We start from the raw sequence: 17,330 nt of genomic DNA, 5'->3' as shown, positions 1-17,330 counted from the left end.
GGCGTTATAATGATAAACAATGACTTCAGCTCTCAAAATTTTTGCCGGCCATATTATTAATCGTTTCAATCCTAATCGTAGTCGCGCTGCCTTCCTATGGCTGCTGACCTTATTTTTTTGGGCAAAAACGTTATTAGCCTACTTTTCAGATTTTGCCGGTCTTGGTGCGGCTGATCCTTTCCAATTTTTTATTATGATCATTAATCCTCTGGCCACGATGATCATTATCTTTTCACTTGTTTCATTCATTAAGCACAAACTGCCTTTCTATATCACGGCTTTGAGCGTTGACGCACTGCTGACGCTCCTTTTGTATATTAACTGTATTTACTATCGAGAAATGACTAGTTTTGTATCAGTTAATGTGATGCTGGGCTATTCCAAAGTGAACCAAGGCCTTGGGAGCGCATCTTTGTCTCTCATGCATTTTCAGGATCCATTTTACTGGCTGGACCTGATCGTTATCATCGTTTTGCTGCTATTGAGACGAGTTAGGATGCAGGAAAAATCAGTGAGCAAGCAACACTCTTTTCTAGCTTTGTCTTTAGGTTTTTTGGCTTTATGTTTTAATTTATTTTTAGCTGACTGCTCGCGTCCACAATTGCTGACACGTGGTTTTGATGATACATATTTTGTGAAATACATGGGAATCAATTTTTACACGGTACAAGACGCGATTAATACTGTGCAGATCAATACCCTGAGAAATTCTGCTAAACCAAGCGATTTAAATCCAATTAAACAATTTATTCGATCACATTACGCCAAACCGAACAAGAAATATTTCGGAATTGCCAAAGGACGCAACGTTATTTATATCCATTTGGAATCCTTTCAGCAGTTTGCAATCGATTTGAAAATTAATGGTCAGGAAGTCACACCTTTTTTGAATTCCCTTTACCACGGCAAAGATACAATCGCTTTTTCCAATTTTTTCCACCAAGTAGGACAAGGGAAAACTTCAGACGCGGAAAATATGTTAGAAACATCGACATTCGGCCTGCCGACGGGATCACTATTTAACAAATATGCAACCAATACCTTTCAGGCTATGCCAGCTATCATCAATCAGCGCAGGGGCTATTCAACAGCCGTTTTTCATGGAAACGTTGCTTCTTTTTGGAACCGGAATGTCGTTTATAAATCACTAGGCTATCAGCATTTTCTTGACGCCTCTTATTTCGATGTTAGCGGGTATAAATCGGAGGGCTGGGGTCTGAAAGATAAGCTCCTTTTTAAGGATTCCGTTCCGTATCTGGAAAAAATGCAGCAGCCCTTTTACGTTAAATACCTGACTGTGACTAACCATTATCCGTTTCAACTCGATAAAATTGATCAAGACCCTAAATTCCAGACAACCGCGACCGGCGATCCGATTATTGATAATTACTTTTTAACGAACCATTATTTGGATCAATCTATCAAAGAATTTTATGCTTATTTGGACAAAGCCGGCCTTTTGAAAAAATCCATCATTGTTTTGTACGGTGACCATTACGGCATTTCAAATTCGGAAAATAAAACCTTAGCCACTGTTTTCGGCCGCGATCCAGCAACCTGGACAGCAAACGACGACGCGCAATTGCAGCGTGTACCTTATATGATTGATATTCCGGGCAGTAAAGTCGGGCACATCGATCCAACCTACGGTGGTGAGATAGATGCCTTACCAACTTTGGAACATTTATTGGGAATATCCAACAAACGTTATCTCCAATTTGGTCAGGATCTGCTTAGCAAGCAGCATCAACAGTTAGTGGCCTTTCGTGATCAGGATTTTGTGACACCCAAATATACTTATACTGGCGGAAAATTATGGGACAATGCCAGTGGACAGCCGATTGACGAAAAAACCATGTTACCAAAACTTGCTAACCAAGTGAAAAAATGGCAAGACCAAGTCAGCGACGAACTGTCTTTGTCAGACCAATTAACCTATAAAGATTTGATGCGTTTTTATCACCCTCAAGGTTTTACAGATGTTGATCCTAAAAGATATGACTATGGTATCCGCAACACACGCCAGCAATTGAATAGGCAAAATCGTATTTTAGGCAAAAAGTCCACTTCTCTTTGGTCGAAAAATAATGATAAAACCACAGCTAGCCTCTATAAGACTGATGCACCAGAACAATATTTTAAGCCTTCTAATTGGGCTCGAATCCAGTATCACAATCCTGATGATTCGGCAGGACGGACGAAATAAAAAAGACGCCGTAAGACGTCTTTTTTAGCGGTCGAAGAAATGTGCTTTGATTAAAATATAGATTTCGACAATGATTAATAGTCCTGTAATTGCAAAAGTCAGCAGCCAAGAATAGGGCATATTCGTAAAGGGCAGTTTCATATTCATCCCGTAAAAGCCTGTCACAATTGTCGGTACAGCCATTAATGCTTGCAGCATTGTCAAAATTCTTAATGACTTGTCCAAACGCTGATTGTTCAAATTGGTATAGGCACCCGAAATGGCTCCAATGACTTCAGCCGCTTGATTGGCCATATCGACCGCTTGTGTGTTTTCCACGAGGACATCGGCAAAGTATTCTTTTTGCCGATCATCTACCTGATCGCCCAAATAGGCTTGCAGTCGTGAAATGGCTGTCCGATCAGTTCTCAAAGAATCCAGCATATAAATCATTTGTGTTTCCAATTCCATTAAAGATGAAATGGCACCAGATTGAATTTTTTGTCTGAGATTAGATTGAATGACGTTCCGCCGCCGGTTCACGGTTGTAATTGTGCTGATGTATTCTGCAATTAAAACTGAACTGGTATTTAAAAAGATATCTATTGCTGTCAAATGGCTTTTGTCGGGATAATTTTCCCTGGCTGTAGCAAACAGTTTTTCAGAAATTCTGGTCGTTGTCGAGCGAGCAATGGTATAAAAATTGCCTTTTTTATCAATCAGCATGCCAACTGGCTCTGTGGCAGCCAAGCGGGAATTGGGTGTGATAATATCAAAGACAATCAGTGAATTTCCGCTAACCGGATCGATTTCAGTACGGGCCGATTCATTTTGATCCAAGGCATAAAAAAGCATCTCACGGGTCACGCCCAGTTTGATTAATTGATCCTGTTCTGCTTGGCTGGGATCTTGCACCTCGTACCAAATCAATTTTGTATTTATTTGATGTGTTTTCAGCATTAGAAAAACCAGATTAACATCGCCAAAAATAAACTGGCAAACAAGAACAATAATAGCACGACCATCTGTTGACGTTTTTTTATCAACAGCATGGCAGCAAATTCTCGAAACCATCCGGAAGCGATATAATTTTTAGGCGTTTTTGCCGGAATGGCCGTGATTTTGATTTTTTGTTTTTTGGCAAGGTATGCGGCCCTGGTCAAATGATAAGAGTTACTGACAAAGGCCAGCTGTAGCGATTCACTATTATGATGTTCTTGGCTAATGAGCTGCAGGGAATTTTTAAAGTTTTCACGTGTGTTCGTGGATGAATTTTCGTAACGAATTTTATTTTCCGGGTAACCAGCCTTGAGTAGTTCCTGGCCGATGGCCGTGGCCTCACTGAGTTTTTCATCGCTGCCTTTTCCGCCAGAAGCAATAATTATTGCTTGTCCGTGATTTTGTGCAAAAAAGATGACTGCTTTGATGCGCTGGGCCAAACTGGCAGAAATTTGCTTGCCGTTGATTAATCCAGCTCCCAAGATAATCACATAATCATAGCTGGCAGCTTGCCTGGCGGCACGATGGCCCTGCCAATTAATTAAAAATGTCTGTGTTAGAAAATTAGCGAATACAAAAGCTAAATAAATCGTAAATAGCGGGGCAAAGGCAAATAACGCCACCCAAGCAGCTGGCAGTTTGATCTGGAAAAAATCTATGATTAGCAGTATACAGATGACTGTAAAAATGAAAATAACCAAATCGGTCGCGAAATGATATCGTGAGCGGTATTTCTTGTTGGCTGATAGCCTAAAGCTCCAAGCAACCAGCGTTAGTGCGGAATAGAGGGCTAGGCCGATAATGGCAGCTGCGAGTATGCCGATAGCAATTGAAACGACAGTAAAGGCCAGCAACCCCCGATCAGCCGAGGCCAACAGGAAAAAAACCAGCAGAGAATAAAGGGATAAGTTTAAAAACCAGCCGCACTTGAGAGAATAGCGATTGAGGTGCGAGACAAAAACTGCTAAGAGCAGAAAAATCAGCGCCAACCCTAGCGKTATGACAGGATTAATGCCGCTACTTAAAAGAATTGTTTGCAACTGTTTGAACACAAGTTCATTTTATCAATGCAATTAAAATACTTAGGACAAGAATCAGAATAAATAGGTAAATTTCTTTAGCATGAATTGATTCATGATGATAATGGCTGCGTTTCTTCCCTTCCAAAAAACCGTGGGCATACATAGCCTGACTGAGATTGTTTGACCAGACAAATGAATTATAAATGGCTTTTACATATAACTGCGGGGAAAAGACAGTTAAACGCACACCACGCATTTTGGCAGATGCACGAATGATCTTAATTTGACGGGTCATTTTTGGCAAGAAATTCAAGGCCCCTAAAATTCCATAAACAAAAGTCGGATTGACATGCAAGTCTTGTTCAAAACCACGCATTAAAGCGGTCATCGACTGGCTGAAGGCTAGCACACTACCGAGAAAAATATAGGCGTACACACGCGTCGCCATAATCCAAGCAAAGGTTTTTGAGTGGTCTGGGCTCATGGTGTAATACATAAACCAGCCCCCGACAAAAGGGAGAATACCGACAATAATTAACCAAAGAATTCTTTTAAAAGAAATTTTCTTATAAATAACGTAGATTAAGGCACATGCCGTGATGGCTAGGTTCAGCCATAAAGACCTCACAAAGGCCAGCTCAATTGCAAGCGCAAGAACAAGAAGGAATTTTAAGGACGCTCTCATGATAATTCCGCCAATCTGATGAGTTTATGATCTTGAATTTGATAAGCATGGTCAATAATTTGATCCATGGCGAACAATTGATGACTAATAAAAATTTTCGTAGCCGCTGAAGTTTTTAACAACGCAATCAAATCAAGGACAGATTTTTGATCTAGTCCGGCAAAAGGCTCATCCAAGAGAATGGTGTCGGGAGATTGAATCACAAGCAACAGAAGTTGCAGTTTTTTCTTTTCCCCACCGGATAATGTGTAAACTGAAGCATCCAGGCGATCCTTTAAAGATAAACGCGTCAGCCAATCTTCTATGGCGGCGGGAGCCATTGCTTCATGGAAACTTTTGTGCTGGCTTAAGAACAGTTCTTCTTGAACCGTGATTTTTAAAAAACTGTCGCTAGGATTTTGAAAGGCCAGTGAAATTTTTCCGCGGCTAGTAATTTTGCCGTTAAATTTTTGCAGACCTGACATGGCTTTTAACAAGGTCGATTTGCCGGTACCGTTTTCACCAACAATTAAAACGCTGCTTTTGTCAGGTATCAATGCAGAAGCTTGATCAAAAATGATTTGATCGGGAAAAGAGATGGAGAGCCGATCAATTTTAATCCTATCCGACTGAAAATCACTTTTTAGATGGAAGTGATTCTGTCTTTTAAAAGAATCATAGAATTGACGGAAATCCGTTTTTGGTAAGGATGTAATTGTGTGTTTATCAAATAGAAAAATGCGCTGTGCGAGTCCGTCGTAAATTAAAGGATTGTGATCAGCTATCACAATTGTCCGACCCCGCCGCTGCAATTCCTGCACTTTGGCAAGCAGAAACCGGATACTCTGCCGATCGATACTGGCAAAAGGTTCATCTAAAATAACGAGTTGAGTACCTAGATTGACGGCTTCTGCCAAAGCCAGCCGCTGCTGTTCGCCGCCTGATAGGGTATCGACCAGTTGGTTTTTTTTGTTTTCTAGGTGAAACTCCGTCAGGATCTGATTAATTTTGTTTTCAATCTGATCGGCTGGATATTGCAGATTTTCCAACAAAAAGACCAGTTCGTAAAAAGGTGTTTCCATTGTAAACTGCTGGTCAGGGCTTTGAAAAACACGTGCTGCAGTTTTATCATATTTTGCCACGAGTTCATTAATAAAAGTTGTCTTGCCGGAGCCTGAAGCCCCAGAAAGTAAAATAAAGTCACCCGCGTTAATACTCAAGTTGATGTTTTGCAAAATCGTCTGCCCATCAATTTCAATATTTTGATTTTTAAAATCAATTATCGACACTTATTTAATCAGTTTAGCTTTCTTTAGAATGGTGTAGATCAGATAGACCACAATACCGGCGAAAATCAAAATCGATAGGTAAGAAATGACAAAAAGTGACAAAGTATAGCTGATAGGAAAACGGTTATACGAATTCTGAAAATAGGTAAATCCGAAAGTGATAACTGTTGATGTCAATGTGGAAAGCCACAATCCGGCAAAAGGACGTTTATAACCTGTCAGGGCAAAACCTGCTTCTGTACCCGCCCCTTGTATGAGGCCGCTGAGAATATCGGAAATGCCCCAAGCTGATCCAACCGCCATTTCTACTGTGGCGGCTAAGGTTTCTCCAAGCAAGGATGCACCTGGTTTTTTGATAATCATACCGGCAATCGGGCCGGCCATGACCCAAAGGCCGATTGTCGCTGCTGTGGCAACCTGCTCAGAAATTTGCGAAGCCCCGATGGTTTGTGCAAGTGATTGATCAGAGACCAAGCTGACCAAAGGACCGCTCAAGCTGACCATGGTATTCCAAGGGATACCGAAAGCAAAAAACAGAATGCCGAAAATCACACCGATCAGGCCGATTAAAATGACATCCCTGATCCGCCAATTTTTTGTTGATGTGTGTGCTGTCATAAAATAAAATTCCTCCAAAGAATAACAAAAAGAGCCGAAAGATAACGACTCTTTTTGTTATCTCCCTACGCAGGTACTAACCTACAGGTTCAATGGGTAATTCTCAGCTTGCTATAGGCAAGCACCCCAGATAGAAGTATTCAGCTCTTTTAAATTGATTCTAGCATAAGTTTATTGCACAAGTTTGGTTCTTTTTAAAAGACTGAAGATTAATAGATTAATCAGGCCCGCAAAAACAAAGATCGACAAAAACCAAATGACAAACAAAATCAGCACATAATTAACATCGAATTTGTAATAAGAACGCTCAAAGTAGTGGTAAGCAAAACTAACAATACTGCCGGTAATTGTAGATAGCCACAGACCAGCCATTGGCCGCCGATAGCGGACACTGGCAAAACCGATTTCAATGCCAGCACCTTGTTCGATGCCCCATAGCAGAGTTGTAATTCCCCAAGATGACCCGATGACCATCTCGACGGCCGAAGCGATCAAATTAGACAAGAAAGCAGCACCTGGTTTTTTAATAATTAAAGCTGCAATCGGACCCGCCATCATAAACAGGCCAACTGTTGCTGCTGTTGTGACTTGAGCTGCTACCAATGAGGTCGATAAAGAGCTCGCCAGTGAGTGGCCGGTCAAAAAAGTTGCTATAGGCGTTAGGATACTGATAAACAAGTTATATGGCTGGCCTGAGGCAAAATAAACGGCACCGAATACCACACCGACTAATGCTGCTAAAATGACATCTCTGATTTTCCAATTTTTACTCTTCATCTGCACCTCGTTATCCCTTTAAATGTTAAAAAGCGCCTGCACAAATCTGGAAGCGCTAAAATTTTAACATAGTGCAATTCTACCAATTTAATTTTGTCATCTCACAACATTTTGTTAACAAAAGTGTCAAAGAGTATCTGGCTCTGCTCTTGATCCCCAAGCATGTCCGCGGATTGCTGCGGCAGGATAAACGGCTTTTCTTAAATGGCCAGCCTGTTTCGACAGCAGCTTTATTGGCAGCTGGCGATAAGCTGAGTTTTAAATTATCTGCTGCTGATTTTTCAGAGAAACAGCAGGTATATCCGTCCAACAATCTGCAGCAGATTTCAATCGTTTATGAAAACGATGATTGCATCATCGTTGATAAACCAGCTGGAATGAAAATGCATCCGCACTCACCCAATGAGACTGATACCTTATTGAATTTTGTTCAAGCTGCTTTAGCCGGCCGTCGATCGCACGGCCTACCGGCCTCTGCCTATATGGTTCACCGCATCGATACTGATACTTCAGGCTTGGTTTTGATTGCTACAAATCCACTGGCTGCTGCCGTTTTGAATCAGCTGATTGCCAAAAAAATCATTAAAAGAACCTATTTAGCCTGGGTATCAGGCCATTTATCTGAGCCAAACGGCGTTATTACACTGCCCATTGCCCAGGATCCGAAAAATCTGTATGTCCGTATTGTTGATCCATCGGGACAGCCGGCGCTGACGCGTTGGGTCAAAATGCATGTTGTCTATCAAAACACTTTACTGCGTATTCAGCTGGCAACCGGACGGTCGCATCAGATCCGAGTTCATCTGGCTGCTATCGGCCACCCGTTAATTGGTGATCGACTATACGGCGGACCGGATTATCCACGCCTGCTGCTGCATTCGGCCAGTATTGAATTGCCGGATTTATTTACTGATTATCAGCAGCTGCGGCGTGTGACCTCACCGCTGCCGGCGGATTTTCCTAGACAGCTATATTTGAGGTAATTTTTTGAACACATTACCTTGACACACATAGTAATATGCTGTAAATTAATACATGAAGGATGAGGAGGATCAATGGCTCAAGAAATATCGAAAGATATGATTCGCGGACTGACAGGTGCGATTGTATTAAGTGTTTTAGAGTTTGAAGATTCCTATGGTTACCAGATTTCCAAACAGATCAAACAGATAACTGATGATCGTTACGAACTCAACGAAGCCACTTTGTATACCGTTTTTCGCCGTTTATCAGCTCAAGGATTTGTGAAAAGCTACTACGGCAATGACGATGAAAATCAAGGCGGGCGCCGCAAATACTACAGTTTGACCGAAAGCGGCAAAAAAGAGCTCAATCGATCCCGTACCGACTGGGAATTTTCAAAAGAAATTGTTGATGCGCTGCTGCAGGAGAAGAAGAATGGATGACTTAATTAACAAAAAGCTGACAAGACTATTTTCAGGCTATGAAAAAACTGCTGATTTAGATGATTTGCATGACGAGATTTTCGATGATGTCAAAGAAAGTGCCAAAGATTTGCAGCAGAAAGAACACCTCAGCGATGAGGAAGCTGTTGACAAAGCATTTTTGCAAATGGGCGATCTGACAAAAGTGATCGATCAAATTGGTGAAAAAAAAGGAAACGGGACTTTTAAATTCAATTTTCATTTCCTCAGTCAACAGGATAGCGAAGTTGTCTACGAAGATGAGTTTGCCTTAGACGAGATTGAAAAAATCAATCTCAAATTCCATTCAGATGCTGTAAAAATTATCTCGACAGATTCAGACAAATTGAAACTGACTCAGTATAAAAATCCGCAGACTGCTGATGATCCGATCGTTCAAGTCAGCAGCCAAAACGGTGATCTAAATATTCATTTACCAGAAAAAAAATTCTCGATTAGTATTGGTGTTTTTATTTCTACGACGCGTCTGCCTAAATTGCTGATTGAATTGCCAAACAGCTATAAAGGTACATTGAATAGCGACTTTGGATCCGGCAGCATGCTGGTAAAGGGGATTAAAAATCACGCAGCCGCTAATTTCACCTTTCATTCCGGCAGCTTGAAGATTTCAAATTCAGTCTTTTCAGAAAGCGGCTGTTCTTTTCATTCCGGCAGCCTATCTGTTTCGGATAGCTTGGCCGATTATTTCGGATCAGATTTTTCATCAGGCACGCTGCGTTTGAACAATGTTACGGCAAAATATGATATTAAAGCCACCTCGGGCACGGTACGCCTGAATAAAATAACCGGTGCCGGTAGTGTCAATCTATCGTCGGGGGTTGTGCGTGCTGATTTTAAAAAGGTAACCGGTGATTTAAAATTGACCGCGTTGTCAGGCATGATTAGAGCTGTTTTGCCTAGCCAAGACGAATTTGCTTTCAAGTTATCGGCTAAAACCGGTACAGTTCGTTTGAAGGATGTTTTTGACGCACCAGTGGATTATGATATCGAGTCATCCTCTGCTAAATTAGGTACTGTCGGCGAAGCTAAAAGTTATCGCTTGCTCAGTCGCGTGTCTTCGGGCACAATCGTGATTGATTAGAATTTTTTTAACTTAATTTATGTTTAACTGCAGCCGCCTTATAATTTAATCAATGACTAAACGAGTTCCGCCTTTTTTAACACCCCCGGCTATTGTGTCGATTATCATTGCTTTATCAGCGGTTAATGTTGTGACTAATGTGACAACTCATACAGCTGAGGGTGGTGCACCAACAAACTATACGCCCAGCCAAAGTTCGTCAACGAGTTCAGCTGTGAGTTCATCCAGACCGGATCGGCAGTCATCTTCTGACTTGTCTTCCAGCAGTTCTTCATCTGTGCCAGACACAGCGTCCAGCAGCAGTTCTTCACAAAAAACGCCTTCAGAAACAAGCGGCTCTTCTAGCAGTACGTCTGAAAGCTCGCAATCTGTTGATAAAGCACCAGCTGCCAGCAGCACTACTAGTTCATCAGCTGTCACACCGCCGGCAGGAGGTAAATAATGGGAATTGGTTTACTGGCTTTAATTAATCAATGGCTTGGTTTTTTTAGTGTTCGCAATCAGGCTAGAGGGCGTATTTATTCAATCGTCGGTTTTATCGCTAACTTTTACCTCCTTTATGTTGGTGTGCGTTTAATCATCAATCGTCAGATTTGGGGGATTGTTTTCCTATTAGCTTTTGTCGTCTTGCTGTATTTTTCTGTGCTGAATATGATTTATTATTTTACAGACAAAACAGTTAAATGGGATATTTCGCCTTTGATTGACCACTTTTTGGGTGGCGATAAAGCTGAAGAAGAAGCTGCTCTGAAAACTGTACCGGCCAATGGCCTTTATCGACGTGATCAAGTGCTGGGTACGGTGATTGTGTCAAGTTTAGAAGAACAAGAAAACTTATCCAATCTCTATCAGCGAATGCTGCAGGCCAAATTGATTGAACAGAATTATGGTCATTTTTCCCGCTCGCAAATAAAGAGGTATCTGCTGGCGCATGAAACAATATCGGCTAATTATCCGGGTACGCTGCTGCCGTATTTTGATTTAAAATACGTGCCCAGCGGTTTATTGATCTATGGCGGCATGAATCAGTTTTCTGCTCGCCCGATTGGTGTAATCGTTAAGGTTGGACTAAGTGATGCAATGACTGCATTACAGGGTTATCAGTTATCGCTAGCCTCGGTGGTAATCCATGGCGGACAGGGACGCCAGTTAGATCCGACCCATAGTAAAATTGTGGCTGTGTCGTTAGCAAATTACATCACGGCTGAAGTCGCTTATAAAAAAAGAGAAATTTAAGAAAACCGTTTTTGAGAAGGGATGGGTCACATAAATAAATGATGAAAGTTATCGTAGGATTGGGAAATATTGGTGCAAAATACGCACATAATCGGCATAACGTCGGTTTTATGGCGGTGGACGAACTCGCACAGCGACTCAATACAACCTTTTCTTTGAAACAAAATCTGCACGCATTTATCGCAACGGCTGTTGTGGCATCTGAAAAAGTATATCTGGTTAAACCGACAACGATGATGAATGATTCTGGTCTGGCCGTAGAGGCCGTGATGCATTATTTTGACGCCGGGCTAGATGATTTAATCGTTTTTGTTGACGATATTGATCGGGATTATGGTCAGCTGCGTATCAAAAAAAGCGGTGCATCAGGCGGACACAATGGTTTGAAATCAATCGAATCAGCTATTGGGAGTCAGAAATTTGTCCGAATCCGTATCGGCACAGGGAGGCCCGCTCATGCTGCACAGGCTGTCATTAATCATGTGTTGGGTGATTTCACAAAACCGCAAATGGACTTGGTTCAGCCCCAGATTGACCAGGCCGTTTTAGCGTCAGAGGATTTTATTAAGGGCATTGCACTGAATACAATTACGAATCGTTACAATAATTAATGATGAGCGCATTGACAGATTTTATCAGTCGTTTGCCTTTGACTGAAAGTATAGTCCTGAACCAAAGCAGCCCGGATACGGCGCAACTTATTTCAGGCATTGACGATACCCCCAAGGCCGCGTTAGCCGCTGGGGTTTTTGTGCGTTTAAAAGCTGAAAAACAGAAAAAAAACAGCTTAATTATCACAGACACGCAATTCCGTGCTGATCGGCTTAGCGGTGACCTGGAAGCTCTCGTCGGCCAGGATAATGTCTTTGAAATTCAAGCAGAAGAATCCTTGGCGACGGAAACAGCGATTGCGTCGCGCGATGCAGATTTGAGTCGCGTTTTGGCCTTGCGAGCCATGCAGTCTAACACTCCAGCCATGATTGTTGCGCCTTTAGTTGCCTTGACGCGTCGTTATCCAGATCCGGCAGTTTTTCGGTCTGCTGTTTTGGATCTTAAAAAATCGGACACCTATGTGCAGGCGGATTTGGCCGGCAGATTGATCGAGATGGGGTATCGCAAAGAAGCATTGGCTGCGAGTCCTGGTGAATTTGCGGTCAGAGGCGAGATTGTTGATATCTATCCGATCAATATGGATAGCCCTGTACGCTTGGATTGCTTCGATGAAGAGCTTGAGTCTATGCGGACTTTTGATGCCGATTCACAAAAATCTTTGGACAAAATCCAGCATGTTTTTGTGTTTCCAGTTTCGGACTTCCTTCTGTCACAAGCTGATTTTTCCACAGATTTGCAAACACTGCAAAATGCTTTTATTGCCTACCGTGATTCTCTGAAGGGGATCGAAAAGAAGAAAATTACAAGTTTTTTTGACCCTCTACTGGCTCGTTCTAGGGAAAGCGGCTTTGATCGCGGTCTTTTACCTTTTGCTGAGTTCTTTTTAACACACTCGCTTTTAGAGTATGCTAAGCAAGACGACCTGCTGTTCATTGATGATTTCGCCAGAATTAATGAACAGGCCAAACTTCAAGAGGAAAAAGATGCGCAATGGATGACTGATGCTTTAAAAGAGTTTCGGCTCCTACCTGATTTAAAAATCAAGCTTGATGCAACTAATCTTTTGAAGAAATCACAGCAGAATATTACCGGTAAACTGCAGCGTTTTCACAATCCGAAAATTTTCTTGAGTAATTTAACCCGTGGGTTGGTTGGCCTGGCTTTTACTGCCAAACAAACTCTATTGACCCGACCGATGCAGCAGTATTTTGGCCAGATGCCGGCCCTAAAAGCTGATGTTGATTCTTATCGTAAGCGAGAATTCACCGTGGTCTTGGCTGCTGCTTCTCATGAACGGTTGTTGTCCTTGCAGCGGACTTTGCACGATTTTGATATGAATTTTGCTATCACTGATGAGGTATTGCCCGGTACGGCCCAATTACAAGTTAGTGCTTTATCACGCGGTTTTGAATTGCCGGATCAGAAATTGGTTGTTCTAACCGAAGCGGAATTGTTCGCCAAAGTCAAAAAGCGAATTCCGCGGCATGCAACTTTTTCTAATGCCGAAAGAATTACCAGTTATAACCAACTCAAGGTTGGCGATTATGTAGTACATGTTAATCATGGTATCGGACGCTATGAAGGTTTAACCACACTGGAAGCCAATGGCGGCAAACAAGATTATTTGACACTGGCTTATGCACAAAACGCCAAGATTTTCGTACCGATAACACACCTGAACCTAGTTCAGAAATACATTGGCGGCGATCAGGGCAAAGTTAAAATCAATTCTTTGAATTCAACCGACTGGGCCAAAACAAAACACAAGGTGGCCACCAAAGTCGAAGATATTGCTGATGACTTGATTGCTTTATACGCCAAGCGCGAAGCCGAAAGCGGTTTTGCCTTTTCTGCTGATGATCAAGCACAGGACAAATTCGATAATGAGTTTGCCTACCCAGAGACTGTTGACCAGCTGCGTTCGATTAAAGAGATCAAAAGCGATATGGAGTCAGCCAAGCCGATGGACCGCCTGCTGGTCGGGGATGTTGGTTTTGGGAAGACTGAGGTCGCCCTGCGTGCTGCATTTAAAGCGATTCATGATCACAAACAGGTTGCATTTTTGACGCCGACTACTATCCTTTCCCAACAGCATTACGAAACGGCCTTGGAACGTTTTTCCGATTTTCCGGATGTCAGGATTGCTGTTTTGTCCCGCTTTAATACGCCCGCACAGAACAAAGCGGCTATTAAAAAGATCAAAGACCACCAAATTGATCTGGTTATCGGGACTCATCGTCTTTTGTCCAAGGATGTGGTTTTTGATGATTTGGGCCTGCTGATTATTGATGAAGAGCAGCGTTTTGGCGTCAAACACAAAGAGAAGATCAAACAGCTGCGTGCCAGTATCGATGTCCTCACGCTCACAGCGACACCGATCCCGCGTACTTTAAATATGGCGCTTGTCGGCGCACGTGATTTATCAGTCCTAGAGACACCACCAGCTAACCGTTTTCCGATTCAGACTTATGTTTTGGAAAGTAATTGGCCAGTCGTTGCTGATGCGATGGAAAAAGAGATTGGACGCGGTGGACAGGTCTTTTTCCTGCATAACCGTGTTCAGGACATTGAACGGACTGTTGGTGAAGTACAACGTCTGGTGCCTGATGCCAATGTTGGCTATATTCATGGTCAGATGAACGAAACCCAGTTAGAAAATGTTTTGATGGACTTTTTAAACGGCGTCTATGATGTGCTGGTCACGACTACGATCATCGAGACAGGTGTTGATATTCCGAATGTCAACACGTTGATTGTCGAGAATTCACAGCGTTTTGGTTTGTCGCAGCTTTACCAATTACGCGGCCGAATCGGTCGTTCTAACCGTCTAGCCTATGCATATTTCACTTTTCCGCCTGATCGCCAACCGACTGAAGATGCTCAAAAACGCCTGGAAGCCATTCGTGATTTCACGGAGCTAGGATCCGGCTTTAAATTGGCCATGCGCGATCTGTCAATTCGTGGTGCCGGTGATTTATTGGGCAAACAGCAGCACGGCTTTATCGATTCTGTTGGTTATGAACTATACCAGCAGATGCTGCAAGAGGCCGTAGCAGCCAGGCAAGGCAAACACAAAAAAGCCATACAGACTAATGCTGAAATTGTTTTGGACATTGAGGCTCTGCTGCCTGAGGACTATGTGGGTGATTCATCTCAGAAAATCGAGATGTACCAGCGGATCCGAAAGTCTCAGAACCAGGCACAGTTTGACGAAGTCCGTCAGGATTTGATCGATCGTTTTGGCGCAATTCCTCAACAGGTTGAAAATCTGTTTGCGCTGGCGCGTTTGAAAAATGCCGCTGATTTGGCTAATGTTGTTAATTTGCGTGGCGACGGGACTCAAGTCCGGATATTGTTCAGCAAAAAAGCCAGCCGAGCACTTGCTGGCGAGACTGTTTTTAAAACCTTGCAGGACCTGCCTTATAAGGTTCGCGTCAAAGCCATCGATGATCAATTAGAATTAACCGTCATTTTAAACAAAGATCCGCAACTAACCTATTTAGGAAAAATAACCGATTATCTCGAATCGGCTGCAAAGGAGATCCAACATGCGTTTGGATAAATATTTAAAAGTCAGCCGCCTGATTAAAAGACGCACCTTGGCCAAAGAATTTGCTGACCAGGGACGTGTTACAGTCAATGGCAAAGTTGTCAAATCTTCGGCAAGCGTGACGATCGGGGATGTCTTGGTACTTTCGTTCGGCACCCGTATTTTGACAATTAAAATTACCGATACTTCAGAAATTGTGAAGAAAAACGATGCAGGGGAGATGTATGACTTGCTTTCATCGGAATCAAATTCTGATAATTCTTCGATCCATTAAACTGCTATGGATATGTTTTTCATCTCTGCATCTATTTTTAGATTATGAGTTCTCTATTTAGTGTTTAAAACAAATTTAATTTCGCAATCCGTTGGCAGGCCTCGGTGAAATAAGGTTCATCAATCAGCAAGCCGACTCTGACAAAACCTTCTCCCCCTTTACCAAAACCGATCCCTGGTGCCACGGCAACAGCTGCTTTATCTAACAATAGGCCTGTAAACGATTCACTCGTGTAGCCTGTTGGTACGGGCATCCAAGCGTAGAAAGACCCACCCGAAGGATAAGGCTCCCAGCCGATTTTTCTAGCAGCGGCAAAGAATTGATTACGGCGTTTTTCATATAATGACACCAAATCATGAACTGTGTGCTGATCGCTTTTTAGAGCAGCAATACCAGCCTTTTGGATAGCTGGGAAGACACTGACAAAAAGATGGTCTTGAAGCAGGTTGATCGCTTCAATCATGTCGGCATTTCCGGCAGCAAAGCCCAGACGCCAGCCGGCCATGTTATAGGATTTAGAAAAAGTATAAGTTTCAATGCCAACGTCTTTTGCACCGGGTGTCTGCAAAAAACTCAATGACTTTTGTCCGTCAAAGCTGATCGCACCGTAAGCAAAATCATGTACAACGCCGATTTGATTTTGCTTGGCAAAATCGACTGTTTTTTGGAAAAATTCAGGATTGGCAACGGCACCGGTGGGATTATTCGGATAATTCAGGTACATCAGTTTGCCTTTTTTTGCCAAATCCGGGTCGAATGTGTCATAGTCAGGCAAAAATCCGTTTTCTGCTTTTAAGGGAAACAGCCCTAAACGGACTGAAGCCAGCGCGATACCGGACAAGTAATCTGGATAACCCGGATCTGGCAAAAGCATCGTGTCCCCAGGGTTTAATAATGCAAAGGGCAGCTCCACTAATCCAATTTTAGAACCGCCTAAGATTGCAATCTCTTTATCAGGGTCCAAAGAAACACCGTATTCTCTTTTGTAAAAATCTGCTGCAGCCTGCCTTAATTCAGGATCGCCACGGAATTGGGAATATTTATGATTCTGCGGCTCAGCTGTTGCCTCTTGCATGGCTTTGACAATAAAATCAGGTGTCGGCTGGTCAGGATTGCCTTGGCCTAAATTAATCACGTCAGCGCCAGTCGCAATTTTTGCGTTGACTTTCTTAACTAATTGGGCGAAAAACTGTTGGGGCAGTTGTTTTAACACTTTTGATTCATCAAATGTAACCATTAAAATCTCCTTTAACTTTGAAGCTTCATCAGGCCAGCCATGTTTGCCTGACACAAATAGATACAAAAAATCCTCTATCGTATAAAAACGATAAAGGACGGAAAACCGTGGTACCACCTTCATTGATGCATGACTTGCACCCACTTTTTTAATTGCGCTAACGGGCAAAAGCCGACACTAGCTTGCGCAAAAAATATTCAGCCATTGCCGTTCGCTAGTATGATTGCATCAAAAGACCATCTTCTTGTTCTGCGGCCGACCGCTTCTCAGCTTCGCGCGGTTCTCTTTATCGGAATAGGACAATACTCATCTTTGCAAGGATTATAAAATGCGTATACAGC

16 protein-coding genes and 1 riboswitch are annotated in these 17,330 nt (G+C 42.6%); of the genes, 9 read left to right on the top strand and 7 right to left on the bottom strand.

The features are described 5' to 3' along the window. The first annotated feature begins 19 nt into the window (after positions 1-19). Positions 20-2,206 (top strand): LTA synthase family protein, encoded by a 2,187-nt coding sequence (locus OKIT_RS01650; protein WP_007744741.1) that lies wholly within the window; start codon positions 20-22, stop codon positions 2,204-2,206. A gap of 24 nt (positions 2,207-2,230) precedes the next feature. Here OKIT_RS01650 and OKIT_RS01645 read toward each other — a convergent pair whose 3' ends face one another. The 6 genes from OKIT_RS01645 to OKIT_RS01620 all read right to left on the bottom strand — a co-directional run bounded on the left by OKIT_RS01645 (position 2,231) and on the right by OKIT_RS01620 (position 7,554). Further along, positions 2,231-3,145: a magnesium transporter CorA family protein gene (locus OKIT_RS01645; protein WP_007744740.1), complete on the bottom strand. Its 915-nt coding sequence runs from the start codon at positions 3,143-3,145 to the stop codon at positions 2,231-2,233. Continuing rightward, the gene (locus OKIT_RS01640; protein WP_007744739.1) at positions 3,145-4,236 is read right to left on the bottom strand and encodes a YdcF family protein; all 1,092 of its coding nucleotides are present in this window, start codon (positions 4,234-4,236) and stop codon (positions 3,145-3,147) included. The genes OKIT_RS01645 and OKIT_RS01640 overlap by 1 nt, the downstream gene beginning before the upstream one ends. Positions 4,237-4,240: 4 nt before the next feature. Continuing rightward, complete coding sequence (locus tag OKIT_RS01635; RefSeq protein ID WP_007744738.1) at positions 4,241-4,891, bottom strand: energy-coupling factor transporter transmembrane component T family protein; 651 nt, start codon at positions 4,889-4,891, stop codon at positions 4,241-4,243. After that, entirely contained in the window at positions 4,888-6,159 is a 1,272-nt protein-coding gene (locus OKIT_RS01630; protein ID WP_007744737.1) for an ATP-binding cassette domain-containing protein, read from the bottom strand. The genes OKIT_RS01635 and OKIT_RS01630 overlap by 4 nt, the downstream gene beginning before the upstream one ends. Beyond that, positions 6,160-6,777 carry an ECF transporter S component gene (locus OKIT_RS01625; protein ID WP_007744736.1) on the bottom strand — a complete coding sequence of 206 codons (618 nt, stop codon included), beginning with the start codon at positions 6,775-6,777 and terminating at the stop codon, positions 6,160-6,162. Positions 6,778-6,822: 45 nt separating this feature from the next. Further along, positions 6,823-6,916: riboswitch (TPP riboswitch) on the bottom strand. A gap of 32 nt (positions 6,917-6,948) precedes the next feature. Further along, on the bottom strand, positions 6,949-7,554 hold the full coding sequence (locus OKIT_RS01620; RefSeq protein ID WP_007744734.1) for an ECF transporter S component: 606 nt from the start codon (positions 7,552-7,554) through the stop codon (positions 6,949-6,951). Between the two features lie 71 nt (positions 7,555-7,625). Here OKIT_RS01620 and OKIT_RS01615 point away from each other — a divergent pair, with 71 nt between their 5' ends. The 8 genes from OKIT_RS01615 (at position 7,626) to OKIT_RS01580 (ending at position 15,752) form a co-directional block, all read left to right on the top strand. After that, positions 7,626-8,537: an RluA family pseudouridine synthase gene (locus OKIT_RS01615; protein ID WP_007744733.1), complete on the top strand. Its 912-nt coding sequence runs from the start codon at positions 7,626-7,628 to the stop codon at positions 8,535-8,537. A gap of 72 nt (positions 8,538-8,609) precedes the next feature. Next, positions 8,610-8,960, top strand: coding sequence for a PadR family transcriptional regulator (locus tag OKIT_RS01610; RefSeq protein WP_007744732.1), 351 nt, complete (start codon positions 8,610-8,612; stop codon positions 8,958-8,960). Then, positions 8,953-10,080 (top strand): DUF4097 family beta strand repeat-containing protein, encoded by a 1,128-nt coding sequence (locus tag OKIT_RS01605; RefSeq protein ID WP_007744731.1) that lies wholly within the window; start codon positions 8,953-8,955, stop codon positions 10,078-10,080. Before OKIT_RS01610 ends, OKIT_RS01605 begins: the two co-directional genes overlap by 8 nt. Positions 10,081-10,132: 52 nt before the next feature. Then, on the top strand, positions 10,133-10,522 hold the full coding sequence (locus OKIT_RS09460) for a hypothetical protein (protein ID WP_036593678.1): 390 nt from the start codon (positions 10,133-10,135) through the stop codon (positions 10,520-10,522). Further along, positions 10,522-11,316 (top strand): DUF6681 family protein, encoded by a 795-nt coding sequence (locus OKIT_RS01595; protein ID WP_007744728.1) that lies wholly within the window; start codon positions 10,522-10,524, stop codon positions 11,314-11,316. Before OKIT_RS09460 ends, OKIT_RS01595 begins: the two co-directional genes overlap by 1 nt. A gap of 38 nt (positions 11,317-11,354) precedes the next feature. Then, complete coding sequence (gene pth, locus OKIT_RS01590) at positions 11,355-11,927, top strand: aminoacyl-tRNA hydrolase (protein WP_007744727.1); 573 nt, start codon at positions 11,355-11,357, stop codon at positions 11,925-11,927. Further along, on the top strand, positions 11,927-15,490 hold the full coding sequence (mfd, locus tag OKIT_RS01585; RefSeq protein ID WP_028291821.1) for a transcription-repair coupling factor: 3,564 nt from the start codon (positions 11,927-11,929) through the stop codon (positions 15,488-15,490). Before pth ends, mfd begins: the two co-directional genes overlap by 1 nt. Further along, positions 15,477-15,752, top strand: a complete 276-nt coding sequence (locus OKIT_RS01580) for an RNA-binding S4 domain-containing protein (RefSeq protein ID WP_007744719.1) — start codon at positions 15,477-15,479, stop codon at positions 15,750-15,752. The genes mfd and OKIT_RS01580 overlap by 14 nt, the downstream gene beginning before the upstream one ends. Positions 15,753-15,816: 64 nt before the next feature. Here OKIT_RS01580 and OKIT_RS01575 read toward each other — a convergent pair whose 3' ends face one another. Beyond that, the gene (locus tag OKIT_RS01575; protein WP_036593946.1) at positions 15,817-16,989 is read right to left on the bottom strand and encodes a pyridoxal phosphate-dependent aminotransferase; all 1,173 of its coding nucleotides are present in this window, start codon (positions 16,987-16,989) and stop codon (positions 15,817-15,819) included. Between the last annotated feature and the right edge of the window lie 341 nt (positions 16,990-17,330).

Source organism: Oenococcus kitaharae DSM 17330 (assembly GCF_000241055.1).
Lineage (GTDB): Bacteria > Bacillota > Bacilli > Lactobacillales > Lactobacillaceae > Oenococcus > Oenococcus kitaharae.
The sequence above is the reverse complement of the archived record's forward strand: the minus strand, read 5'-3'. Positions and strand labels throughout refer to the sequence as shown.

Coding starts and splice junctions, on each gene's coding strand:
- OKIT_RS01650 (WP_007744741.1), top strand. CDS start 20: ATGACTTCAGCTCTCAAAATTTTTGCCGGCCATATTATTAATCGTTTC.
- OKIT_RS01645 (WP_007744740.1), bottom strand. CDS start 3,145: ATGCTGAAAACACATCAAATAAATACAAAATTGATTTGGTACGAGGTG.
- OKIT_RS01635 (WP_007744738.1), bottom strand. CDS start 4,891: ATGAGAGCGTCCTTAAAATTCCTTCTTGTTCTTGCGCTTGCAATTGAG.
- OKIT_RS01625 (WP_007744736.1), bottom strand. CDS start 6,777: ATGACAGCACACACATCAACAAAAAATTGGCGGATCAGGGATGTCATT.
- OKIT_RS01620 (WP_007744734.1), bottom strand. CDS start 7,554: ATGAAGAGTAAAAATTGGAAAATCAGAGATGTCATTTTAGCAGCATTA.
- OKIT_RS01610 (WP_007744732.1), top strand. CDS start 8,610: ATGGCTCAAGAAATATCGAAAGATATGATTCGCGGACTGACAGGTGCG.
- OKIT_RS01605 (WP_007744731.1), top strand. CDS start 8,953: ATGGATGACTTAATTAACAAAAAGCTGACAAGACTATTTTCAGGCTAT.
- OKIT_RS09460 (WP_036593678.1), top strand. CDS start 10,133: ATGACTAAACGAGTTCCGCCTTTTTTAACACCCCCGGCTATTGTGTCG.
- OKIT_RS01595 (WP_007744728.1), top strand. CDS start 10,522: ATGGGAATTGGTTTACTGGCTTTAATTAATCAATGGCTTGGTTTTTTT.
- pth (WP_007744727.1), top strand. CDS start 11,355: ATGATGAAAGTTATCGTAGGATTGGGAAATATTGGTGCAAAATACGCA.
- mfd (WP_028291821.1), top strand. CDS start 11,927: ATGATGAGCGCATTGACAGATTTTATCAGTCGTTTGCCTTTGACTGAA.
- OKIT_RS01580 (WP_007744719.1), top strand. CDS start 15,477: ATGCGTTTGGATAAATATTTAAAAGTCAGCCGCCTGATTAAAAGACGC.
- OKIT_RS01575 (WP_036593946.1), bottom strand. CDS start 16,989: ATGGTTACATTTGATGAATCAAAAGTGTTAAAACAACTGCCCCAACAG.